The organism is Microbacterium sp. LWO13-1.2 (genome assembly GCF_038397725.1).
In the GTDB taxonomy this organism is placed as follows: Bacteria; Actinomycetota; Actinomycetes; order Actinomycetales; family Microbacteriaceae; genus Microbacterium.
This window is the reverse complement of the sequence record NZ_CP151634.1, coordinates 2,165,623-2,188,684: the sequence shown is the minus strand read 5'-3', so window position 1 is coordinate 2,188,684 and position 23,062 is coordinate 2,165,623. Positions and strand designations below refer to the sequence as shown.

22 protein-coding genes and 1 tRNA gene are annotated in these 23,062 nt (G+C 68.0%); 6 read left to right on the top strand and 17 right to left on the bottom strand.

The features are described 5' to 3' along the window. Positions 1 to 17: 17 nt before the first annotated feature. From tmk to MRBLWO13_RS10245, 7 genes are all read right to left on the bottom strand, one after another. On the bottom strand, positions 18 to 647 hold the full coding sequence (tmk, locus tag MRBLWO13_RS10275) for a dTMP kinase (RefSeq protein WP_341973877.1): 630 nt from the start codon (positions 645 to 647) through the stop codon (positions 18 to 20). Continuing rightward, positions 644 to 3,502, bottom strand: a complete 2,859-nt coding sequence (topA, locus tag MRBLWO13_RS10270; RefSeq protein ID WP_341973876.1) for a type I DNA topoisomerase — start codon at positions 3,500 to 3,502, stop codon at positions 644 to 646. Before topA ends, tmk begins: the two co-directional genes overlap by 4 nt. A gap of 78 nt (positions 3,503 to 3,580) precedes the next feature. Next, on the bottom strand, positions 3,581 to 3,910 hold the full coding sequence (locus tag MRBLWO13_RS10265) for an Rv3654c family TadE-like protein (RefSeq protein ID WP_341973875.1): 330 nt from the start codon (positions 3,908 to 3,910) through the stop codon (positions 3,581 to 3,583). Beyond that, the gene (locus MRBLWO13_RS10260; RefSeq protein ID WP_341973874.1) at positions 3,910 to 4,287 is read right to left on the bottom strand and encodes a TadE family type IV pilus minor pilin; all 378 of its coding nucleotides are present in this window, start codon (positions 4,285 to 4,287) and stop codon (positions 3,910 to 3,912) included. Before MRBLWO13_RS10260 ends, MRBLWO13_RS10265 begins: the two co-directional genes overlap by 1 nt. After that, positions 4,287 to 4,484, bottom strand: a complete 198-nt coding sequence (locus MRBLWO13_RS10255; RefSeq protein WP_341973873.1) for a DUF4244 domain-containing protein — start codon at positions 4,482 to 4,484, stop codon at positions 4,287 to 4,289. The genes MRBLWO13_RS10260 and MRBLWO13_RS10255 overlap by 1 nt, the downstream gene beginning before the upstream one ends. Before the next feature lie 54 nt (positions 4,485 to 4,538). Continuing rightward, positions 4,539 to 5,438, bottom strand: coding sequence for a type II secretion system F family protein (locus MRBLWO13_RS10250; protein ID WP_341973872.1), 900 nt, complete (start codon positions 5,436 to 5,438; stop codon positions 4,539 to 4,541). Further along, positions 5,432 to 6,448: a TadA family conjugal transfer-associated ATPase gene (locus tag MRBLWO13_RS10245; protein ID WP_341973871.1), complete on the bottom strand. Its 1,017-nt coding sequence runs from the start codon at positions 6,446 to 6,448 to the stop codon at positions 5,432 to 5,434. The genes MRBLWO13_RS10250 and MRBLWO13_RS10245 overlap by 7 nt, the downstream gene beginning before the upstream one ends. A gap of 401 nt (positions 6,449 to 6,849) precedes the next feature. Here MRBLWO13_RS10245 and acs point away from each other — a divergent pair, with 401 nt between their 5' ends. After that, positions 6,850 to 8,817 carry an acetate--CoA ligase gene (acs, locus tag MRBLWO13_RS10240; RefSeq protein ID WP_341973870.1) on the top strand — a complete coding sequence of 656 codons (1,968 nt, stop codon included), beginning with the start codon at positions 6,850 to 6,852 and terminating at the stop codon, positions 8,815 to 8,817. 87 nt (positions 8,818 to 8,904) lie between these two features. On the opposite strand, the gene MRBLWO13_RS10235 is transcribed toward acs, so the two are convergent. Then, complete coding sequence (locus MRBLWO13_RS10235; RefSeq protein WP_341973869.1) at positions 8,905 to 9,363, bottom strand: RidA family protein; 459 nt, start codon at positions 9,361 to 9,363, stop codon at positions 8,905 to 8,907. Beyond that, complete coding sequence (locus tag MRBLWO13_RS10230; RefSeq protein ID WP_341973868.1) at positions 9,360 to 9,584, bottom strand: hypothetical protein; 225 nt, start codon at positions 9,582 to 9,584, stop codon at positions 9,360 to 9,362. The genes MRBLWO13_RS10235 and MRBLWO13_RS10230 overlap by 4 nt, the downstream gene beginning before the upstream one ends. A gap of 111 nt (positions 9,585 to 9,695) precedes the next feature. Here MRBLWO13_RS10230 and MRBLWO13_RS10225 point away from each other — a divergent pair, with 111 nt between their 5' ends. The 5 genes from MRBLWO13_RS10225 to MRBLWO13_RS10205 all read left to right on the top strand — a co-directional run bounded on the left by MRBLWO13_RS10225 (position 9,696) and on the right by MRBLWO13_RS10205 (position 14,589). After that, positions 9,696 to 12,230 (top strand): transglycosylase domain-containing protein, encoded by a 2,535-nt coding sequence (locus MRBLWO13_RS10225; protein ID WP_341973867.1) that lies wholly within the window; start codon positions 9,696 to 9,698, stop codon positions 12,228 to 12,230. Then, a complete protein-coding gene (locus MRBLWO13_RS10220; RefSeq protein ID WP_341973866.1) occupies positions 12,221 to 13,180 on the top strand; it encodes a metallophosphoesterase in 960 nt (319 codons plus the stop codon). Before MRBLWO13_RS10225 ends, MRBLWO13_RS10220 begins: the two co-directional genes overlap by 10 nt. Positions 13,181 to 13,198: 18 nt before the next feature. After that, positions 13,199 to 13,275, top strand: a tRNA-Pro gene (locus MRBLWO13_RS10215). A gap of 64 nt (positions 13,276 to 13,339) precedes the next feature. Then, a complete protein-coding gene (locus MRBLWO13_RS10210) occupies positions 13,340 to 13,816 on the top strand; it encodes a VanZ family protein (RefSeq protein WP_341973865.1) in 477 nt (158 codons plus the stop codon). Continuing rightward, positions 13,813 to 14,589 (top strand): HAD-IIB family hydrolase, encoded by a 777-nt coding sequence (locus MRBLWO13_RS10205; RefSeq protein ID WP_341973864.1) that lies wholly within the window; start codon positions 13,813 to 13,815, stop codon positions 14,587 to 14,589. The genes MRBLWO13_RS10210 and MRBLWO13_RS10205 overlap by 4 nt, the downstream gene beginning before the upstream one ends. A 6-nt stretch (positions 14,590 to 14,595) precedes the next feature. On the opposite strand, the gene MRBLWO13_RS10200 is transcribed toward MRBLWO13_RS10205, so the two are convergent. From MRBLWO13_RS10200 to MRBLWO13_RS10165, 8 genes are all read right to left on the bottom strand, one after another. Next, on the bottom strand, positions 14,596 to 14,913 hold the full coding sequence (locus MRBLWO13_RS10200; RefSeq protein WP_341973863.1) for a hypothetical protein: 318 nt from the start codon (positions 14,911 to 14,913) through the stop codon (positions 14,596 to 14,598). Continuing rightward, the gene (locus MRBLWO13_RS10195; protein ID WP_341973862.1) at positions 14,910 to 16,184 is read right to left on the bottom strand and encodes an alpha-hydroxy acid oxidase; all 1,275 of its coding nucleotides are present in this window, start codon (positions 16,182 to 16,184) and stop codon (positions 14,910 to 14,912) included. Before MRBLWO13_RS10195 ends, MRBLWO13_RS10200 begins: the two co-directional genes overlap by 4 nt. A gap of 10 nt (positions 16,185 to 16,194) precedes the next feature. Further along, a complete protein-coding gene (locus MRBLWO13_RS10190) occupies positions 16,195 to 16,947 on the bottom strand; it encodes an FCD domain-containing protein (RefSeq protein ID WP_341973861.1) in 753 nt (250 codons plus the stop codon). Positions 16,948 to 17,133: 186 nt separating this feature from the next. Further along, entirely contained in the window at positions 17,134 to 17,775 is a 642-nt protein-coding gene (locus MRBLWO13_RS10185) for a thymidine kinase (protein WP_341973860.1), read from the bottom strand. A 7-nt stretch (positions 17,776 to 17,782) separates the two neighbouring features. Beyond that, a complete protein-coding gene (locus MRBLWO13_RS10180; RefSeq protein WP_341973859.1) occupies positions 17,783 to 19,255 on the bottom strand; it encodes a malate:quinone oxidoreductase in 1,473 nt (490 codons plus the stop codon). Positions 19,256 to 19,317: 62 nt separating this feature from the next. Next, the gene (locus tag MRBLWO13_RS10175) at positions 19,318 to 20,394 is read right to left on the bottom strand and encodes an aspartate-semialdehyde dehydrogenase (RefSeq protein WP_341973858.1); all 1,077 of its coding nucleotides are present in this window, start codon (positions 20,392 to 20,394) and stop codon (positions 19,318 to 19,320) included. A gap of 157 nt (positions 20,395 to 20,551) precedes the next feature. Further along, positions 20,552 to 21,841, bottom strand: coding sequence for an aspartate kinase (locus tag MRBLWO13_RS10170; protein ID WP_341973857.1), 1,290 nt, complete (start codon positions 21,839 to 21,841; stop codon positions 20,552 to 20,554). A gap of 266 nt (positions 21,842 to 22,107) precedes the next feature. Beyond that, the gene (locus MRBLWO13_RS10165; protein ID WP_341973856.1) at positions 22,108 to 23,031 is read right to left on the bottom strand and encodes an EamA family transporter; all 924 of its coding nucleotides are present in this window, start codon (positions 23,029 to 23,031) and stop codon (positions 22,108 to 22,110) included. Positions 23,032 to 23,062: the final 31 nt, after the last annotated feature.

Here is a 23,062-nt window from a genome sequence, read left to right as displayed (position 1 = left end):
TCGACGACCAGCAGGACTCAGGCGAAGAGCGCGGCGACGCGGGTGCGGATGCCGGCGGCGATGGCATCCGGATCACCAGCGGCGTCGACCACGAGGAAACGATCGGGCTCGGCGGCAGCGAGCGCCAGGTATGCGTCCCTGACCCGTCCGTGGAACTCGGCCTTCTCCGCCTCCAGGCGATCGAAGGGCTTGTCGGCCGAGTCCAGCCGCGTCCGAGCGGTCGCGGGATCCAGGTCGAGAAGCACCGTGAGATCGGGCAGTGCCCCCTCAGCAGCCCACAGCGACAGCTCACGGATCTCGGTGGCATCGAGCACGCGGCCGGCCCCCTGATACGCGACGGAGGAGTCGAGGTAGCGATCCTGCAGAACCACGTCTCCGCGCTGCAGCGCTGGTCGTACGACGGTCGCGACATGGTGCGCACGATCGGCCGCGTACAGCAGCGCCTCGGCCCGCGGAGCGATGTCACCGCGATGATGCAGGACGATGTCGCGGATGAGGTGCCCCACCTCGGAACCGCCCGGCTCGCGAGTGCGCAGCACGGCGTGCCCCGCACCGGTCAGCCACGACTCGAGGAGATTCGCCTGCGTGGTCTTGCCGGAGCCGTCGCCGCCCTCGAGAGTGATCCAGATGCCGGACCCTTCGGTCACGCGTCCGCCTTCTTCTTGGCCGCGTTGGCAGCCCGCGTCGCCGCGGCCTTCTTGGCCGCCGCCGAGCGGGCAGCGGCCTTCGCCGCATCCGTCTTCGCCGGAGCCTTCTTCGCAGCGGTCTTGGCCGGAGCCTTCTTGGCAGGTGCCTTCTTCGCCGGGGCCTTCTTCGCGGGAGCCTTCTTCGCCGCGGCCGTCTTGGCACCGCGCTTGGGAGCGGGTCCCTTCGCACGCTTGTCAGCGAGCATCTCCACAGCTCGCTCGAAGGTGATGTCCTCGGGCTTCTCACCGCGCGGGATCGTGACGTTCGTCACGCTGTCGGTGACGTACGCGCCGAACCGTCCGTCCCGGATGCGGATCGGCTTGCCGCTGACGGGGTCGGCATCGAACTCGGCGAGTGCGCTGGATGCGCGGCGGGAGCCGGCGCCGTACTTCGGCTGAGCATAGATCTCGAGAGCCTGCTCCAGCGTCACGTCGAAGATCTGCGCTTCGCTCTCCAGCGAGCGCGAGTCGGCGCCCTTCTTCAGATACGGCCCGAATCGGCCGTTCTGCGCGGTGATCTCGTCGCCTGTCTCGGGATCGGTGCCGACGACACGCGGCAGGCTGAGCAACTGCAGAGCGGTGTCCAGGTCGATCGTCTCGACGGACATCGACCGGAACAGCGAGCCGGTCCGCGGCTTGGGCGCCGTTTCCTTCTTGGCTCCGCGCTTCGGCTTCGGTGCTTCGACGACCTCGCCGGTGGCCTCGTCGACAGCGTCCGGATCGACCGGATCGTTCTCCTGCACGTAGGGACCGAAGCGCCCGTCCTTGACGACGATGATCTTGCCGTTCTCGGGATTCTCACCGAGTACGCGGTCTCCGGCGACGGGTGCGTCGATGAGCTCCTGCGCCTTGGCCTCGGTGAGTTCGTCGGGTGCCAGGTCTTCCGGCACGTTCACGATACGCGGCTTGGCCTCGGGGTTCGCAGGATCCACGACCTCGAGATATGGACCGTACTTGCCGAAGCGCAGTGTCGCCGTATCGGTGATGCGCGTGGAGTTCAGCGCCCGCGCATCGATCTCGCCGAGGTTGTCGACGACCTGACGGAGGCCGACATGCGAATCGGATCCGAAGTAGAACGACTTGAGCCATTCGACACGGTTCTGCTCGCCGCGCGCGATCGTGTCGAGGTCATCCTCGAGTGCTGCGGTGAAGTCGTAGTCGACGAGCTCGGCGAAGTGCTCCTCGAGCAGACGCACGACGCTGAATGCGAGCCATGTGGGCACCAGAGCCTGGCCGCGCTTGACCGCGTAGCCGCGGTCGAGGATCGTCTCGGGGATCGATGCGAACGTCGAAGGACGACCGATGCCCTTCTCCTCGAGCACCTTCACGAGGGATGCCTCGGTGTAACGGGGCTTGGGCGTGGTGCGGTGGCCCTTCGCCTCGGCATCCGACACGGCGAGCGCGTCGCCGACGGCGACCGCCGGCAGCGACTGGTTCTCGGCCGCATCGGCATCGCCGCGCTTCTCGTCGCGGCCCTCCTCGTACGCCTCCAGGAAGCCCTTGAAGGTGTAGACGGTGCCGGATGCCGTGAACTCGACGGTCTGCCCAGCGGCATCCACGGCGATGGTGACCGTGGTGGTCTCGTACTTTGCGTCGGCCATCTGGCTGGCGACGGTGCGCTTCCAGATGAGGTCGTAGAGACGCTGTTCCTCGCGGTCGAGCTCACCGGAGAGGGATGCCGGAGTGCGGAAGTTCTCACCCGATGGGCGGATCGCCTCGTGCGCCTCCTGCGCATTCTTGCTCTTCGACTTGTAGACCCGCGGCTTCAGCGGCACGGCGGCGTCGCCGTACAGGGCCACGGCCTGGCTCCGCGCAGCCTGCACCGCCTGGGTGCTCAGCGCGACGGAGTCGGTACGCATATAAGTGATGTACCCCTTCTCGTACAGGCGCTGGGCGACGCTCATCGCCTGCTTCGCACCCATCGAGAGCTTGCGCCCTGCCTCCTGCTGCATGGTCGAGGTCGTGAAGGGGGCATACGGGCTGCGGGTGCCGGGCTTCGCCTCGACCTTGGTGACGGTTCCGGTGCCTACGGTTTCGACCGCCTGGGCGAGGGCTGTGGCCGCGGCCTCATCGAGGATGATGACGGCCTTCTTGAGCTTGCCGTTGTCATCGAAGTCGGTGCCTCGAGCCAGTTGACCGCCGTCGACGCGGACGAGGCGGATCTTGAAGCTGGTGCCGGTCGCTGCCGCTGCGGCGTCGACGTCCCAGTACTCGGCGGACGAGAACGCCATCCGCTCGCGCTCCCGATCGACGACCAGGCGGGTGGCCGCTGACTGCACGCGGCCCGCAGAGATGCCGGTCTTCACCTTGTACCAAAGCACGGGCGAGACGTCCCAGCCGTAGAGGCGGTCGAGGATGCGGCGGGTCTCCTGCGCGTCGACGAGGTCGTGGTCGAGCTCGCGGGTGTTGCCGACGGCCGCCTGGATCGCGTCCTTGGTGATCTCATGGAAGACCATGCGCTTGACGGGGACCTTCGGCTTGAGGGTCTCGAGCAGGTGCCAGGCGATCGCCTCGCCCTCGCGGTCCTCATCGGTTGCGAGCAGGAGCTCGTCGGCGGTCTTCAGCGCACGCTTGAGTTCGGCGACCGTCTTGGTCTTGCGGTCGGACACGACGTAGTAGGGGTCGAAGCCGTTCTCGATGTCGATCGAGTACTTGCCGTAGGCCTGCTTGTCCTCGGCCGGGATGTCCTTCTTGTCGGCGAGATCACGGATATGGCCGACGGAGCTGAGCACCTCGTAACCGTCGCCGAGGTATCCCTGAATAGACCGCATCTTCGTCGGGGACTCGACGATGACGAGCTTCTTGCCTTCAGCCAAGGGTGCGTCCTTTCTTCGAAGCACACCATACACACCACTGCGTGGGGTCGTTCACAGTGACGGAAGTATGCGCCGCCGTCAGTTTCCCTCGGGTGGCCCGGCACGGGCTCGGGAGACGGCAGCGAGTCCAGCGTACGCCGCCTCCACCTGTACGGTCGCAACGAAGCCCTCCACGGCGCACGCGGTGAGGGTCGCTCCGGCAGCCGCCGCGACCCTTCCGGCGAGGTCGCACGGCGACTCCGGAGAGGCGATCGCACCGCTCGCCGCATCGGCCGCGGCGAGCGCGGCAGCATCGGCCGCACCCGCCGCACGTTGGGCGGTGACCGCGGCCCCGCCGACGGCCGCAAGCCCCAGGGACAGCACGGCCGTGACGGCCAGGAGCCCTGCTCCGAGCGCCGACCCGGCCATCAGCGACCACCGCCGAGTGCGCAGCTGGACGCCTGCAGCGGCACCCGGATGACAGCACCGACCGCCACCTCGAGGCGCGCTGTCACGCACACGAGATCACCCGGTGATGCGGTCGAGATGCCTGCTCCGGCGACGGATGCCGCGACGGCTGCCTCGGCGGCTGCAACACTCTCGCCGCGGCCGAGGAGGCGGGCCGCATCGGCCACGGCATCCTGCAGCGCGACCTGCCGCGACGCCGCGCCGAGCGCTCCGGCACCCAGCAGGAGCGTCAGGACGACCGCGGGCAGCGCGAGCGCGAGCTCGGCGGCGACCGAGCCGCGTTCACCCGCCGGGTCTCGGCCGAGCCTGCTCCGTCTGGCACGAACCGGTAGGCGCATCACGACACCGTGAGCGCCCGCCGCACGAGATCGGTGAGGATGCCGCGAACCTCCTCTGAGCGCATGATGACGACCAGCAGGCCGGCGAAGGCGACAGCGGCCATCGTCGTGATGGCGTACTCGGCCGTGGCGGCACCGCTGTCATCGAGGAACAGCGCCGCCGCACGACGGCGGTCAAGTGTGGGGATGGTGTTCATGGTGTTCCTTCTTTCTCTCTGGACGCCGTCCGGCGTCCGTGGTCGTGGGTTCGGTCACAGCGGTAGAGGGGTCGAGGCGAGCACGCTGAGCAGCAGCGGTGCGACACCGAGGAGGAGGAAGGCCGGGAGGGTGCACACGCCGAGCGGAATGAGCAGCCGGGTCGAGAGCCGCGCTGCCGCGAGCCTGCCCCGCACGCGGGCGGTGTGGCGGTCCTGCGCGGCGGAGGCGCGCAGGAGCTCGCCGGCGGGGACTCCGGCCGCCCGGGAGAGGTCCAGCACCGATCGGGTGCGTTCCTCCCCGCCCTGATCGCTCGCTGAGCTCTCGCTGACCAGTCGCAGTGCGCGATCGATCGAGGCGCCTCCAGAAAGGGCCACCGCGACCAGCTCGGCCTGCATACCCGGCGTTCCCGGTTCGGGCTGCGCCGTGCGCAGCAGGCGTCGGGTCCACGCCCGCGCCACCAGCACGAGGCCGAGCCCGGCGACGACGCAGGCGCCGCCGATCGGGTTCGAGACGACGACCGTGAGCGTGTCGAAGCCGAGCGCGAAGCCCAGCAGGAGTCCAGCCAACGGCATCCACAGCAGCAGCCGCGCAGTGCCGGCCGGTTCGGCGAGCGCGATCCGCACATCGTCGGCGGCAGACGCCGCGTCCTGCAGGGTGTCGGCGAGCATCCGCAGCACCTCGGCGAGCGGTGCCCCCACTGTCGTCGCGACGTCCCACGCCGCTGCGAGATCGACCCATGCGCCGCCCTCGGCTTCGACCGCGCCGAGCAGTGGCATGCCTCTGTCGACCCGATCGACGATCCTGGCTGCGTGCGGGTCGCCGCTCTCGGCGAGGTGCCGCCAGGCGACCAGCGGTACCGCACCCGCCTGGAGCAGCACCGCCAGCGTGCGCACGGCCGTCGCCGCGTCCTCGGCCGCGGCCGCGGCGCTGCCAGCACGAGAGACTCTCACCATGGCTGCACCTCCTCGATACCGAGCCGTTCGCCGTTCACCGTGAAGACGCCCGCCTGTGCGATGCGCCGGGTGCCATCCGGCGCGCGAGCCAGGTGCAGCACGACCGTGAACGCGCTCACCGCCTGCCGGGCGAGGGCTATGGCATCCATTCCTGCCAGCGCGCCCAATGCTTCCAGCCGAGCGGGCACGTCCCGCAGACCGCTGGCATGGAGTGTGCCAGCGCCACCGTCGTGGCCGGTGTTCAGTGCGGTCAGCAGCTCGCGCACCTCCTCGCCACGGCACTCCCCGACCACCAGCCGGTCGGGCCTCATCCGCAGGGACTCGCGCACGAGCCGGGCCAGGCTGATCCCGCCGGCTCCCTCGAGGTTGGCCTGCCGCGCCTCCAGCGCGACGTGATGGGGGTGCTGCGGTTGCAGTTCTGCCACGTCCTCGATCGTGACGATGCGCTCGCCGGGCGGCACGGCGCTGAGAAGGGCCGACAGCAATGTCGTCTTCCCTGTACCGGTGCCGCCGGTGATGAGGATGTTCGCGCGCTCGGCGACGAGTGCCGTCAGCCAGCCCTGCTGACGCGCATCGAACGCGCCGAGCCCAGCAAGGGCGTCGAGATCGGCGGCGCGCACCCGCGGCACCCTGATCGAGAGGGCTGTTCCGGACGTCGAGACCGGGGCGAGCACGGCATGCACGCGGATGCCGGAAGCCAGCCGTACGTCGACGCACGGCGCCTGGTCGTCGAGATGCCTGCCACCCAGACCGACGAGAGCGACGGCGAGATCGCGCACCTCCCGCTCCGACGCGCTCCACTCCGTCACGCGCTCGGCGCCGTTTCCGCGATCCACGAAGAGCCCGGCCGCCCCGTTGACGAAGATGTCCGTCACCGCTTCATCGGCGCAGCACGCGGCAAGGGCGCCGAACGCCGGATCGACCTGCAACGGAGCAGCCTCGACCGGCATCGTCGTCGACGGTGCCGGTACGCCGACACCGCGTGGCTGGATGACGAAAGAATCGGTCATCCCCCGACGCTAGGCACCCGCTTCCCGACCGCGGTGCGCGATTCGCGCGTCCTGTGCAGAACTTCTCGCGCAGTTGGATCCGTGCAGAAGCACTCCGCGCGCCAGCGCACGACCGACTCCGGGACCGCTCCCAAACGGAGAAGGGCGGCACCTCACGGGGGGAATGAGATGCCGCCCACGGCAGGGCCCGTTCGGGGGAAACGGGCACGCCAAGGCCGGAATGAGATTTCGGCTGACGTCGAGTGTACGCAAGGCGGCACTCCTGACAAAACCCATCCCGATACCGACTTTCGGCGGTAGGCGATGTCGGGCCCCGCGATTAGATTCACGATGACCCGGTCACGCGACCCCACATGACCGCGCCCAGCAGGACCAGCAATGCCGCAAAGGAGCGCCTGCCGATGAGCAGCCAGATCGATCACCTTCTCGACGAGACACGCCGGTTCCCGCCGTCGGAGGAATTCGTCGCACAGTCCATCTCGTCCCCCGCGCTCTACGAGAGCGCCGCCGCCGACCGGGAGGGATTCTGGGGAGAGCAGGCCGCTGAGCTGCTGCACTGGCACACGCCGTTCACCCACGTCCTGGACTGGTCGAACCCGCCATTCGCCAAGTGGTTCGACGACGGTGAGCTGAACGTCGCCTACAACTGTCTCGACCGGCACGTCGAAGCAGGCAACGGCGACCGCGTCGCTCTGCACTGGGAGGGCGAGCCCGGCGACGAGCGCCGCATCACGTACGCCGAGCTGACCGACGAGGTCAAGCGCACGGCCAACGTGCTCGAGGGGCTCGGCGTCGGCCACGGTGACCGCGTCGCCATCTACCTGCCGATGATCCCCGAGGCCATCGCCTCGATGCTCGCGGTGGCCAGACTCGGCGCGATCCACTCCGTCGTGTTCGGCGGCTTCAGCGCCGACAGCCTCCGCTCGCGCATCGACGATGCCGGCGCCAAGGTCGTCATCACCGCCGACGGCGGCTTCCGCAAGGGCAAGGTGTCGGCACTCAAGCCCGCCGTCGATCAGGCGCTGAGCGACCGCGGCGAGGGTGAGCAGCAGACCGTCGAGCACGTGCTCGTCGTCCGACGCGGCGGCAACGACGTCGACTGGGTGGAAGGCCGCGATGTCTGGTGGCACGAGGCCGTGCCCGCGGCATCGGCCGACCACGAAGCGCAGGCGTTCCCCGCCGAGAACCCGCTGTTCATCCTTTACACGTCCGGCACCACCGGCAAGCCGAAGGGCATCCTGCACACGTCCGGTGGCTACCTCACTCAGGCCGCGTACTCCCACAAGTACGTCTTCGACCTGCATCCCGAAACCGACGTGTTCTGGTGCACCGCCGACATCGGATGGGTCACCGGGCATTCCTATGTCGCGTACGGTCCGCTCGCCAACGGCGCAACCCAGGTGCTCTACGAGGGCACACCGGATGCTCCGCACCCCGGCCGCTGGTGGGAGATCATCGAGAAGTACAAGGTCTCGATCTTCTACACGGCCCCGACCGCGATCCGCTCGTTCATGAAGATCGGACGCAGCGTCCCGAAGAAGTTCGATCTGTCGTCGCTGCGACTGCTCGGCTCCGTGGGTGAGCCGATCAACCCCGAAGCATGGATGTGGTACCGCGACGTGATCGGCGGCGGGAAGACCCCGATCGTCGACACCTGGTGGCAGACCGAGACCGGCGCGATCATGGTATCCGCGCTGCCCGGCGTCATCGCCACCAAGCCGGGCTCTGCGCAGGTACCGCTGCCGGGCATCACCCTCGACGTCGTCGATGAGCAGGGAGCGCATGTCGGCAACGGCAACGGCGGACTGCTCGTCATCACCGAGCCGTGGCCGAGCATGCTGCGCGGCATCTGGGGTGACCCGGAGCGGTACAAGGAGACGTACTGGGAGAAGTTCGAGGATCAGGGTTACTACTTCGCCGGCGACGGCGCCCGCCTCGACGAAGACGGCGACCTGTGGCTGCTGGGGCGCGTCGACGACGTCATGAACGTCTCCGGCCACCGCCTGTCGACCGCCGAGATCGAATCCTCGCTCGTGGCGCACGAGGCCACGGCAGAGGCCGCGGTCGTCGGTGCATCCGACGAGACGACCGGGCAGGCCGTCGTCGCCTTCGTGATCATCAAGGAGAGCTACCTGTCGGAGCACGACCCGGCCGGTCTCGCCCAGCAGCTGAGGCTCTGGGTCGGCGAGCAGATCGGGGCGATCGCCCGTCCGCGCGACGTGTACATCGTCGGCGAGCTGCCGAAGACCCGCTCGGGCAAGATCATGCGCCGTCTGCTGCGCGACGTCGCGGAAGGACGCGAGGTCGGCGACACGACGACCCTCGCCGACACCGCGGTGATGAGCATCATCTCGGCGCAGGTCAAGTAGGTCGTTCGACGCTCCAGAGATGGAAAAGGCTGGTTCCGGATGTCGGGAACCAGCCTTTTCCGTCCCGGATGCCGGGATCGAATTTCGTCAGGCGAGGATGAAGGTGACCTCGACCTCGACCGGAGCGCCGAGCGGGAGCTCGGCGACGCCGACGGCCGCGCGTGCATGCTTTCCTGCGTCGCCGAAGATCTCGCCGAGCACTTCACTCGCGCCGTTGATCACACCGGGCTGACCGGTGAAGGCGGCGGCGGATGCCACGAACCCGCCGACACGCAGCACGCCACCGATGCGGTCGACTCCCCCGGCGGCGTCCGCGGCGGCAGCGAGCGCGTTCAGAGCGCAGGTGCGCGCGTAGGCCTTCGCATCGTCGGCGGTGACCTGCGTGCCGACCTTGCCGATCGCCGGCAGCGCTCCGTCTGTGAAGGGCAACTGGCCCGAGGTGTAGACGAGGTCGCCGTGCACGACGGCGGGTACGTAGGCGGCGACCGGCGCGGCGACCGCGGGGAGCTCGATTCCGAGCTCGGTCAGACGAGCGGCGATGCTCATGCGGCACCGCCCTCGAACTGTCGCGAGGCCTCGGCCGCGGCGGCGAGACCGGCGTTGGCGGCAGCATCCGTCGTCACCGGGCGCTTGAGGTAGGCGACGAGCCCACCCTCGGGCCCCTGGACGACCTGCACGAGCTCCCAGCCCTGCTTGCCCCAGTTGTTCAGGATCGCGGCGGTGTTGTGGATGAGCAGCGGCGTGGTGAGGTACTCCCACGTGGTCATGGCACTCCTATCGATTCGGGCGTGCCGCCCTTCGGCGGGCCCAGAGACCCTGTCGAAGAGGTGCGCGCCCGTCAAAGGCTGTTTTCAGGGAACTCCCCTACGATCAAGCGTATGCCTCAAAAGAATCGCACGGTGAAAGGCGTGCTCGGCGGCCTTCTCGGGCTCGTCGGGCTCAGCGCCGTCGCTGGCCTTCTGGTCACCGCCACTGTCACCCCGGTCCTCGCGATGACCGGCCTCGCCGGCAGCCAGGCCCTGACGCTCTTCGACGAGCTCCCCTCGAACCTGGACCCGTCTGCCCCGATGGAGCAGTCGACGTTCTACGCGACGGGTCTCGACGGCGCCCCTTTCAAGCTGGCGTCGGTCTTCGAGCAGAACCGCGTGCCTGTCACGTACGAGCAGGTGGCTCCGGTGATGTTCGAGGCCGTGCTCTCCAGTGAGGACAAGAGCTTCTACAGCCACGGCGGCGTCAACCTCGGTGCCACGGTGAAGGCCATCGTCGACAACGTCAAGGGCACCTCCTCGCGCGGCGCCTCCACGATCAGCCAGCAGTTCGTGAAGAACGTGCTGATCCAGGAGTGCGAGCAGGACGTCGACACCAATGACGACAACTACTCCGAGAAGCTGCAGCAGTGCTGGACCGACGCGACCAACGCGACCGGCAGCAAGGGCATCGAACGCAAGCTGCAGGAGATGCGCTTCGCGATCCAGATCGAGAAGGACTACTCGAAGAACGACATCCTGCTCGGCTACCTGAACATCGCCAACTTCGGCGGCACCGTCTACGGCATCGAAGCCGCAGCGAGCTACTACTTCTCCACGACGGCCGCGAACCTCACTCTGGCGCAGGCCGCGACGCTCGCCGGCATGGTGCAGAACCCCAACTACTACCGTATCGACCTGCCCGGCGGCACCGCGACCGAGAACGATGTCGCTGTCAACAGCGCCGAGGACGGCTACGCGAAGACGAAAGAGCGCCGCGACTATGTGCTCGAACGCATGCTCACCGACGGCAAGATCACCCAGGCGCAGTACGAAGAGGCGGATGCTTCAGACATCGCGCCCGCGATCCTGGAGCCGCAGCAGGGTTGTGTTGCAGCCGGGCGCAACGCGTATTTCTGCGAGTACGTGAAGTCGATCGTCCTCGATGATCCGGCCTTCGGCGCCACCCCGCAGGAACGCAGCGACCTGCTGCGCCGCGGTGGCCTGGAGATCTACACCTCGCTGGATCTGCGCATTCAGGACCCTGCAGCCGAGTCGATGGCGAACATCGCTCCCGCGAACTTCGACAACCAGTTCTTCGGTGCCGCCGGAGTTTCGGTCGAAGCCACCACAGGCCGCGTGCTCGCGATCACGCAGAACACGACGTTCAGCGAGACGATTCTCGACGACCAGGCCTATTCTTCGCTCGTCTTCGCGAACGACAAGCGACACGGTGGCGTGCCGGTGGGTTCCACATACAAGCTGTTCACCCTCATCGATTGGCTCGAGAAGGGTCACTCCCTGCGGGAGTCGATCAACGGCAGCAACCGCATGTTCACCAAGATGCACTGCGGTGATTCCCCGATCCCGATGACGTCGAAGATCGGCAACTACGGCGGCGGGAACGGCGGCAACGGCACCCCGATGTCGTTCACCGCGCAGTCGTTGAACAGCGGCTACCTCGCGATGGCGGAGAAGCTCGACCTGTGCGAGATCAACAAGGTCGCCGACCGCATGGGCGTGACCCTCGGCAACGGCGGCAAGGTGACCGAAGAGAACTTCATCTACGACATCCTCGGCTCGAAGTACATCTCCCCCATGGCGATGGCGGGAGCCTACGCGACCGTGGCGAACGGCGGCATCTACTGCACGCCGAAGGCGATCGACCGGGTCGTGCAGAACGGCAAGGAGCTGCCGCTGCCCGCTTCGTCCTGCACCCAGGTGATCTCCCCCGAGGTCGCCGCGACGGCCGCATACGCGTTGCAGAACGTGATGACGAACGGCACCGGTACCGGAGCGAACCCCTACGACGGCACCCCCGTGCTCGGCAAGACCGGAACGCACGAGACCTACTCGACGATGATGATCGAGTCGAGCACGAACGTCACCAGCGCGATCTGGGTCGGCCGCTCCAAGGGCGATGCCCGCATCGACAACCAGTCGACCGATGACTACGCGCTCAGTTCGATGCGATACGCGCTCGCCCGCGACATGCAGAGTGCGGCGAACGCCGTCTACAGCGGTAACGACTTCCCCGGCCCGGACGAGAATCTGCTCCGTCAGGTGCTCACGAATGTGCCCAACGTTGTGGGAAAGACGATCGATGAGGCGACGGCGATCCTCGAAGACCAGGGATTCTCGGTCTCCGTCGGCGCTCCGGTCGACAGCGACAAGCCGACCAACATCGTCGCCGCGCAGGATCCCGCCGGGCAGGCCCCGAGCGGCGGTACCGTGACGCTCTCGCCGAGCAACGCCCAGGGCGTGACGATGCCGGACGTGACCGGCCAGTCGAAGGGCGCGGCGCAGTCCGCACTCATCGGCGCCGGGTTCACGACGATCTCGTTCAACAAGACCTGCAACCCGCCGGAAGCGGTCGTCAAGGCCACCAGTCCGGCGGCGGGGACAGCGACGAAGAAGAGCACGCCGGTCTCGGTCGCATGCGAGTAAGCGCGCGCCCGGCCCTCATCGCGCTCGGCGCGGTGGGGGCCGCGGGTGCGGCCGCTGCCGTGTGGGGCATCGGCATCGAGCGCTACCTCTTCACCGTGCGCGAGGTAACCGCGCCGGCGCTCGCGCCAGGCTCGGCCCCGATCCGGGTGCTGCACCTCTCCGACGCCCACATGGCGCCGTGGCAGCACCGCAAGCAGGACTGGCTGGCCTCGCTCGCCCAGCTGAACCCCGACCTCATCGTCAACACCGGCGACAACCTGGGGCATCGGGACGGGTTGAACGGCATCCGGCGCGCCTTCGCGCCCTTCGCAGGCATCCCCGGAGTGTTCGTGCACGGCTCGAACGACGTCAACGGACCGTCCGCGCGCAACCCGCTGCGGTACTTCTCCGGGCCATCGCAGCGCCACCGTGCACCGGAGATGCTCGACACCGATGCGATGGACGCGTACTTCACCGAGGACCTCGGCTGGACCGATCTCAACAACGCGGCGGCGCGTCTCACGGTCGCGGGCGACACCGTCGACTTCTTCGGCGTCAGCGATGCGCACCGCAACTGGGACCGCCTCGAGGATCTGCCTTCAGCGATCAAGGACCTCGGGCCACGGGATGCGGACACCTCGGTCGTCGGCGTCACGCACGCTCCGTACCAGCGGGTGCTGAACGGCTTCATCGACCTGGGCGCCGATGCGATCCTCGGCGGGCACACCCATGGTGGTCAGGTCTGCCTGCCCGGGTACGGCGCACTGGTCGCGAACTGCGACATCCCCTTGAAGCAGGCGAAGGGGCTCAGCACCTGGACGCACGAGGGACGGAGCGTCCCCCTGAACGTCAGCGCCGGATGCGGGCACTCGATCTATGCCCCCGTGCGCTTCGCGTGCCGTCCCGAAGCGACGCTGCTCACATTGACCGCGCGGGACCACCGATTCGGTGCCACGGGGATTTCACTGTAGACTCGGAGGGTTGCAAAACGGGGTGTGGCGCAGCTTGGTAGCGCGCTTCGTTCGGGACGAAGAGGTCGCAGGTTCAAATCCTGTCACCCCGACCAGTAACACCGGAAGGCCGCCCTCGAGGCGGCCTTCCTCGTATCCGCACCAGTGAGAAGGGACCGCATGAGAGGCCTGCTTCCGCCGCCGCGCCGGATCACCCGTGGTGCGGCCACCGTCATCGGAATCCTCCTCCTGGCAGCTCTCGCCATGCTCACTCTCACTCCTCCTCGTATCGAGGAGCGGATGCCGAATCTCCTCGACCGGGTCGTCGACATCGTCCACCAGCTGGGTTGGAGCCGATGGGGATTCACGGAGCTCGAGATCTTCGCCAATATCCTCGTCTTCGTGCCTGTCGGCGCTCTGGCCTTCGTGCTCCTGCCGCGGCGGATCTGGGTGCTCTCGCTCCTCACCGGACCTGCGATCTCGGTCCTGATCGAGGGTGTTCAGCGCGTGGCGCTTCCCCATCGCGCAGCGACCGTGAACGACATCGTCGCGAACTCCGTCGGCGCCACCGCCGGTGTCCTCCTCGCGATCGCCTGCACGCTGCTGTTCGCCCCACGCCCCTCGCAGGAGCGCTCCCCTAATCTGGAAGCATCATGACTGCGCCCACCCTTGTCGCCTTCGACCTCGACGACACCCTCGCTCCGTCCAAGGGAGCGATCAGCTCGCGCATCGCGAACCTGCTTCGCGCCCTGTTGCGCTCGGTCGACGTCGCCATCATCTCCGGCGGCAACGAGGAGCAGTTCCGCACGCAGGTGGTCGCCCAGCTCGGCGACGCGGATGCCGCGACGCTGGCGCGCCTGCACCTGCTGCCGACGTGCGGCACGCGCTATCTCCGCCACGACGGATCCGGCTTCGAGCTCGTCTACGCGCACGATCTCTCCGATGACGAGAAGTCCGGGGCTCTCACCGCACTGCGCGAGGAAGCCGAGCGGCTCGGCTTCTGGGAGCCGGAGCCCTGGGGCGACATCCTCGAGGACCGCGGCTCGCAGATCACCTTCTCCGCCCTCGGCCAGCAGGCCCCGCGCGACGCGAAACACGCATGGGATCCGACAGAGGCCAAGCGCGCAGCACTGCGCGACGCCGTCGCCGCGCGCCTGCCAGGTCTCGAGGTGCGCTCCGGTGGATCGACTTCGATCGACATCACTCGCGCCGGCATCGACAAGGCCTACGGGATGCAGCAGCTCACCGAGCGCACCGGCATCCCGCTGTCCAGCATGCTTTTCTACGGCGACCGCCTCGACGAAGGCGGGAACGACTACCCGGTGCTCGCCATCGGCGTGCCCTCCGTGGCCGTGGACGGCTGGGAGGACACCGCAGACAAGCTCGATGAGCTGCTGAAGACACTGAACCCGGCGGCCCGGGTCCGCTGAGCCGCGCTACGGCTCGTAGATCGGCAGGAAGTGGATGACCGCCTCCTCGTAGGGGTGGGCCTGGCGGATCGCTTCCTGGACGGCACCGGCCTGCTCGACGTCGCAGACGGACTCGATCCGGATCTCCTCGCTGCGCTGCACCGCGCCCACGTCGCCCTCATACGGCTGCGAGCCGGGGAGGGCCTGCCAGCGGCCCGTCACCTTCCAGGAGCTGGTGCACCGCTCGTACGCCCCGATCCGCCCCGCACCGGCGGCGTGCAGGGCGTGGATCACCGCTTCGGCGTGACTCGCGGGAACGGATATCTCGATCTTCAGCCGCGTCATGCCGAGACGTCCGCCGCACGGACACGAGGTACCCCGCGGCGGGATACCGGAACCAGCCTCTGCAGCTGCGTGACGTGCCCCGGCTCCAGCTCGGCCAGCGAAGAGACACCGAGCAGACGCATCGTGCGCACGATCTCGCTGCGCAGGATGTCGATCGTGCGGTCGACGCCTGCACGACCGCCGGCCATCAGCCCGTAAAGATAGGCGCGGCCGATCAGCGTGAAGTCGGCACCGAGTGCGACCGAGGCCACGATGTCGGCACCGTTCATGATGCCCGTGTCGATCATCACCGTGAAGTCGTCTCCCACCGCCGATCGCACCGATGGCAGCAGGTGGAACGGAATCGGTGCGCGATCGAGCTGACGGCCGCCGTGGTTGGACAGCACGATGCCATCGACACCTGCGTCACGCAGCGTCAGCGCGTCCTCGACCGCCTGCACGCCCTTGATGACGATCTTCCCCGGCCAGATGTCACGGATCACCGCGAGATCGTCGTAGCTGATGGTGGGATCCATCGCGGCATCCAGAAGCTCACCGACGGTGCCGCCGGTGGTGCTCAGCGAAGCGAACTCGAGCTTCGGCGTGGTGAGGAAGTCGTACCACCACCACGGCCGAGGGATCGCGTTGATGATGGTTCCGAGCGTCAGCTGCGGCGGGATCGAGAAACCGTTGCGCTTGTCCCGCAGGCGCGCTCCGGCGACTGGGGTGTCCACCGTGAAGTGCAGCGTGTCGAACCCGGCGCCGGCGGCGCGGCGGGTGAGTTCGTAGGAGATCTCCCGATCGCGCATGACGTAGAGCTGGAACCAGTTGCGCCCGTGCGGATTCACGGCCTTCACGCCTTCGATCGACGTGGTGCCGAGGGTGGAGAGCGTGAACGGGATGCCGGCGGCCGCCGCGGCTCCGGCCCCGGCCTCCTCCCCCTCGGTCTGCATGAGACGCGTGAACCCCGTCGGAGCGATGCCGAACGGGAGAGCGCTCGGACCGCCGAGGATGTCGACAGAGGTGTCGACGTCGGGGGCAGGACGCAGGATGCCGGGGTGGAACTCGATGTCCTGGAACGCCTGGCGCGCGCGGGTCAACGAGAGTTCGCCCTCGGCGGCGCCGTCGGTGTAGTCGAAGGCCGCCTTCGGCGTGCGGCGCTTGGCGATGAGGCGCAGATCGTCGATCGTGAGCGCCGAGTCCAGGCGGCGCTTCCGGCCGTTCAGTTCGGGCTTCTTGAACTTCATCAGCTCGAAGAGCTCAACAGGGTTGGGAACCTGGCGCGTGACCATGGTGTTCCTCTCAGTCGGTGGATGTGGGGTTTCGTGCATCGGCGCGGCGCGTGAGGCCCGTCGCCGTGTAGTAGCCGGTGATGTGGGCATGGACGAGGCTGCGGGCGGCATCCACGTCGCTGGCATCGATCGCGGCGACGAGGGCGCGGTGCTCGGAACGCAGCAGGGCCGACATCGCATCCCAGTCGGCGATGGCGACGGCCCCCTCCTGCACGTACGACTCGATGGACGTGCGCAGGCCCGTCATCATCGCGGCGATGACGGTGTTGCCGCTGGACTCCGCCAGCGCGAGATGCAGCTGCGCGTCGAGCGCCAGGAACTCGGAAGGGCTGAGGTCCGCCGCATCCATCGCGTCCAGGGTCTGGTGCGCGGCAGACAGGTCTCGGTTGTGCGCGCCGGCGAGGGCGGTGACGACGGCATCCTCGAGCACGAGACGGGTGCGGACGACATCCTCGAGCGGAAAGCCGTGCGCTGCCACCTGAAGACGCAGCAGCGTCGACAGGCCGCCGGTGGGCGTGGCGATGACGATCGCGCCGGACTGCGGGCCTGAGCCGGTCGCGGTGCGGATCAACCCCATCACCTCGAGCACCCGCAGCGCCTCACGGACGCTGGAGCGTCCGACGCCCAGGTCGGCGGCGAGGTCGCGCTCCGACGCGATGCGGTCGCCAGGACCGAGACGCCCGTCGAGGAGGTCGCGTTCGATGCTCTCCAGCACGAGTCGCCAGGCGCGGGGCGCCGACTCGGTCTCGTTGTGCTCCGACATCCGTCCTCCTGTGGTCTGACCACAGAGTAGCCTGTGTGGTCAGACCACGCAAGCACGCGCCTGCTCCGGTCGTCGAGCAAGGGAGCGCCAGCGACCGGGACGAAACGTGTCGTCCGACGTCGTACGCCGGATCAAGGCGTTTCGTCTCGCTTCGCTCGCTCAACGACCGGGTTTACGCAGGCGCGCTCAGCTCAGACGACCGCCGGACTCGTCGAGGTAGCAGGCGCCGCACAGCGATTCGTACGTCGTGACGAGTTTGTCGCCGCCCCCGTCGATCGCGACCTGATCGCCGTCGAAGACGAAACGCCCGTCGATCACCCGGCCGTTGAACACCGCCTTGCGACCGCAGCGGCAGATGGTCTTCAGTTCCTCCAGCGAGTGCGCGATCGCGAGCAGTCGCGCCGAGCCCGGAAAGGCCTGCGTGCGGAAGTCGTTGCGAATGCCGTAGGCCATCACCGGGATGCCGTCGTCGACCGCGATCCGGAAGAGGTCGTCGATCTGCGCAGCGGTGAGGAACTGCGCCTCGTCGACCAGGAGGCAGGCGACGTCGACAGGGCCGCCGGGGAGCAGCTCATCGTCGGAGGAACGCCGCATCCGCTCGCGGTGCGCCGAGAACAGTGCCCGTGCGTCATCCTCCGGCGCGATCAGGAAGTCGACCTCGCGGGTCATCCCCAGTCGGCTCTCGATCTGCGTTGCGCCTTTGGTGTCGATCGCCGGCTTGGCGAGGAGGACGTGCTGACCACGCTCCTCATAGTTGTAGGCAGCCTGGAGGAGAGACGTGGACTTGCCCGAATTCATCGCGCCGTAGCGGAAGTAGAGCTTGCCCACCGGGAGCTCAGACGTTGATGCCGAGCGTCGCGGCGGTCGCCGCGGTGGAGCGCTCCGTCAGAGCCGCGTCCTTGTTCAGCTGTTCGCCGAACGTCGGGATCAACTCGCGCAGTGCCGGCTCCCAGCTCGGGTAGTGCTCGGGGAAGCACGACTTCAGCAGGCCGAGCATGATCGGCACGGCGGTCGACGCACCAGGAGACGCACCGAGGAGGCCGGCGATGGTACCGTCTGCCGAGGAGATCACCTCGGTGCCGAACTGCAGGATTCCACCCTTCTCAGGGTCCTTCTTCATCACCTGGGCACGCTGGCCCGCGTCGATGAGGGTCCAGTCCTCGTCTTTCGCCGTGGGCATGAAGATGCGCAGGCTGTCGACCTTCTTGCGGTGGTTCTTCATGAGCTCGCCGACGAGGTACGTGATGAGGTCGGGGTTCTTGACGGCGACCTGGAGCATCGGCACGAGGTTGTGCGGACGCACCTGGGTCACGATGTCGAGCATCGAACCCTTCTTGAGGAACTTCGGGCTGAACGTCGCGAACGGGCCGAACATCAGCGAGGACTCTCCGTCGACCACCCGGGTGTCGAGGTGCGGCACCGACATGGGGGGTGCGCCGACGGATGCCTGCGAGTACACCTTCGCCTTGTGCTGGGCGACGACCTTCGGGTTCGTCGTCTTCAGGAACTGCCCGCCGATCGGGAAGACGCCGTAGCCCTTGATCTCCGGGATGCCGGAGTTCTGCAGCAGCTTGAGGGCCCAGCCGCCGGCGCCGACGAAGACGAAACGAGCCTTCACCTCGTTCGGGGCATGCCCGATGGTGTTGCGGTACTTGACGAGCCAGGTGCCGTCCTTCTGCTTCTTCAGACTGCGCACCTCGTGGTTGACCCGCAGGTCGACACCGTCGGCAGTGAGGTGATCGAAGAGCTGGTGCGTGAGCGCTCCGAAGTCGACGTCGGTTCCGGCGGGCACGCGAGTCGCCGCGAACGGCTCGCCCTTGCGGCGCTGCTGCATCAGCAGCGGCGCCCACTTGTTGATGACGCGGGAGTCCTCGCTGTACTCGATACCGGCGAACAGCGGCTGCTCCTTGAGCACCTCGTAGCGTTCCTTGAGGTAGGCGACGTCCTTCTCACCGCGCACGAAGGTCATGTGCGGGGTGGCGTTGATGAACGTCGACGGCTCGTCGAGCACACCCTTCTCGACCAACGACGACCAGAACTGGCGGCTCTGCTGGAACTGCTCGTTGATGTTCACCGCCTTGGCGGGATCGAGCGGACCGTTCGCGTTCTGCGGCATGTAGTTCAGCTCGCAGAGGGCGGCGTGTCCGGTCCCGGCGTTGTTCCACGGGTTGGAGCTCTCTTGAGCGAGATCGGAGAGTCGCTCGAAGGCGACGATCTTCCACTCCGGCTGCAGCTCGTGCAGCAGAGTACCCAGGGTGGCGCTCATGATGCCACCACCGATCAGGACGACATCGACGGTTTCAGTCACCAGACCAGTCTAGTTCCCCGGGAATGGGTCCCTGAGCCAGCCCAGGGACCCACCATGGGTTGTCAGACGGCGGATGCTGCGCCGATGCGCGCGGCGACGAGCTCGGCGATCTGCACGGCGTTCAGTGCTGCACCCTTGCGCAGGTTGTCGTTGCTGATGAACAGCACCAGACCCTTGTTCTCGGCAGCCGACTGATCGGCGCGGATCCGGCCGACGAAACTCGGGTCCTTGCCGGCGGCGTACAGCGGCGTCGGCACTTCTTCGAGCACGACGCCGGGCGCTGCGGACAGCACCTCGCGTGCCCGCTCCGGGGTGATGTCGCGCGCGAACTCGACGTTGATCGACAGGGAGTGGCCGGTGAAGACCGGCACGCGCACGCACGTGCCCGCAACGCGGAGGCCGGGGAGTTCGAGGATCTTGCGGCTCTCGTTACGGAGCTTCTTCTCCTCGTCGGTTTCGTTCTGTCCGTCGTCGACGATGGAGCCGGCGAGCGGGATGACGTCGAAGGCGATGGGCGCGACGTACTTCTCCGGCTGGGGGAAGTCGATGGCCGAGCCGTCGTGCACGAGGCGCAGCGTGTCACCCTGGGCGAGGACGCCCTCGACCTGGCCGAGCAGCTCCTGCGCGCCGGCGAGACCGGAGCCGGAGACCGCCTGGTACGTCGAGACGATGAGCCGTTCGAGACCGGCCTCGGCGTGCAGCACCTTCAGCACCGGCATCGCGGCCATCGTCGTGCAGTTCGGGTTGGCGATGATGCCCTTGGGACGCTCATCGATGGCGTGCGGGTTGACCTCGCTCACCACGAGCGGGACCTCGGGGTCGTTGCGCCAGGCGCTGGAGTTGTCGATGACGACGGCTCCGGCCTCTGCGAAGCGCGGCGCGTAGGCGCGGCTGGCGGTCGCGCCGGCCGAGAACAGGGCCACGTCGATGCCTGCGGCATCCGCCGTCTCGACATCTTCGACGATCACCGAGACGCCACCGAAGTCGATCGCGGTGCCCGCAGAACGCGAGGAGGAGAAGAGCCGCAGTTCGCGGATCGGGAACGACCGCTCGGCGAGAATCTCGCGCATCACGGTGCCCACCTGGCCGGTGGCGCCCACGATGGCGACGGAGAGTCCTGAGTCGGAGATGCGGGTCATGAGGTTCCTTGGCGTCGTGCAGTGATGCGTACGAGGCGGAAGGCACGGCGTCGGGATGCGGATGCCGCGCCTGGCGCCGATGTCAGGGTTGCGGTGAGTCTACCGCGTCGACCGGATGCTCCGGGTCGGTCCCCGACATCACGATCCGAGGTCTGTATCAGCGACCGGAGCCGGCGTGCACCTTCGCCTCGTCGTCTCCGTCGAGGCCGTAGGCGGTGTGCACGGTGCGTGCGGCCTCGGCGAGGTCGTCGGCACGGAGCACCACCGAGATGCGGATCTCGGAGGTCGAGATCATCTCGATGTTGATCCCGCCGGCGGACAGCGCCTCGAACAGCGTCGCCGAGACGCCGGAATGCGTGCGCATGCCGGCACCGACGACGGAGAGCTTGCCGATCTGGTCGTCGTGCACGAGGTTCTGGAAACCGACCTCGGTCTGCTCGGCGGCCAGCGCCTTGAGCGCGGCTGCGGCGTCTGCCTTCGGGACCGTGAAGGAGATGTCGGTGCGTCGCGTGGATGCCGCCGACACGTTCTGCACGATCATGTCGACGTTCGCGCCCGACTTCGCGACGATCTTGAAGATCTCTGCGGCCTTGCCCGGAACATCCGGCACGCCCGCGACCGTGATCTTCGCGTGGCTGAAGTCGGTGGCGACTCCGGCGACGATCGGTTCTTCCATGGCTGCTGCTCCCTCGGCTTCGCGAGGGTTCTTCATACCCTCGCCCAGAACGTAAGTACCCTCGGCCGACGAGAACGTCGACCGGGCGTGGATGAGCACGCCGTGACGGCGCGCGTACTCGACGGCGCGGATGTAGAGCACCTTGGCTCCGTTGGCGGCGAGCTCGAGCATCTCCTCGCTGCTGACGTGATCGAGCTTCTGCGCTCGCGGGATCACGCGCGGATCGGCGGTGAAGATGCCGTCGACGTCGCTGTAGATCTCGCAGACGTCGGCGTCGAGCGCCGCGGCCAGCGCGACGGCGGTCGTGTCGGAGCCGCCCCGGCCGAGCGTGGTGATGTCTCGGGTGTCGCGGTTGAATCCCTGGAACCCGGCGACGATGACGATCGCGCCCTCGTCGAGCGCCTCGCGGAGACGGACCGGGGTCACATCGACGATCCGGGCCGATCCGTGCTTCGAGTCCGTGATCATGCCGGCCTGACTGCCGGTGAACGAGCGCGCTTCGAAGCCCATCGAGTGGATGGCCATGGCCAGCAGCGCCATCGAGATGCGCTCACCACTGGAGAGCAGCATGTCGAGCTCGCGCGGCGCCGGAATCGGGGCCACCTCGTTCGCGAGGTCGAGCAGCTCGTCTGTGGTGTCGCCCATCGCACTGACCGCGACGACCACATCATGGCCGGCGCGGCGGGTGTCGACGATGCGCTTGGCGACGCGCTTGATGCTCTCTGCGTCGGCGACAGAGGAGCCGCCGTACTTCTGCACGATGAGGGCCACGTTCACTCCCGGGGGTGTCGGGCGGATCCGCCCACGCACATTCTACGTTCGACGCATATGCCGTGCTGTGCATGTGACGTCTGCATGCCAGAGCCTCGGCGTCTGCGGGGGACGAAGAAAGCCGCGTCCACGGGCCCGGGACGACCACCCGCGTCCCCTCCCCCTCGGCAGGGGTCAAAGACGGTCGCATTCGCGGGCCAGAGGCGACCTCCCGCGCCCCCTCGACCGGGGCCCGGTTCCACAGGCTACCCGCGAGCCGGACCCCGTCAGGGGGCGGGGATCGGCGCCGGCTCGGGTGACGCTGCGGGGCGGAGACGCCCGCCGGTGCCCGCGAACCAGCACCCGATGATGATCAGGGGGAAGCCGATGACCAGGCCGAGCGTCAGGGGCTCGGCGAGGACGATCGCGCCGAGGATGATCGCGACCACCGGGTTGACGTAGGTGAACAGCGGCGCGCGCACCGGGCCGACCTCACGGATGAGCGCGAAGAATGCGAGGAACGCGACGGCCGTGCAGATGACGGCCAGTGCCAGCAGCGCCAGAGCGGAGGTCACGGTCGGCAGGCGGTGCTGCGTGAGGAGACCGAGCGGCAGATAGAGGATGCCGATCATCAGCAGTGAGAGGGTGATCGTGCCGAGCGAGGGCACGTCGGCGAGTTTGCGCGCGACGATGAACGGCGCGATCGCGTAGAGCACCGCGACCAGCAGCACCTCGCCCGCGGCCAGCAGGCTCATCTCGCCGCCGAACAGCCCAGGGCCGGCGACCACGATCGCGACGCCGACGAATCCGATGACGAGTCCGATCGCGCGAGCGGGGCGGAGCACGCCGCGATCACCGCCACCGAGGGCGATGAGTGCAGCGAAAAGCGGCACGGTAGCGACGAGCAGCCCGGTCAGGCCGGACGGCAGCGTCATCTCGGCATGGCCGAGCAGCACGAAGGGACCGGCCATCTCGATCAAGCCGAAGGCGAGCACCCATGGCCAGTGCTTCAGAGCGGCGCGCAGCGCGCCGTTGCGGATCGCGAACGGCAGCAGCAGCAGCGCGGCGATGAGAGTTCGGCCGGCGACGATCGCCGGTGGCGAGATCGACTCCACGGCGATGCTGATGAACAGGTAGGGCACGCCCCAGAGCAGGGCCATCGCCCCGAAGAGGAGCCAGCCGCGGCGTGTGAAACCGGAGTGCGCGGTCACTGCGCCACCGCGGCGGGCCCCGTCGGGCTCA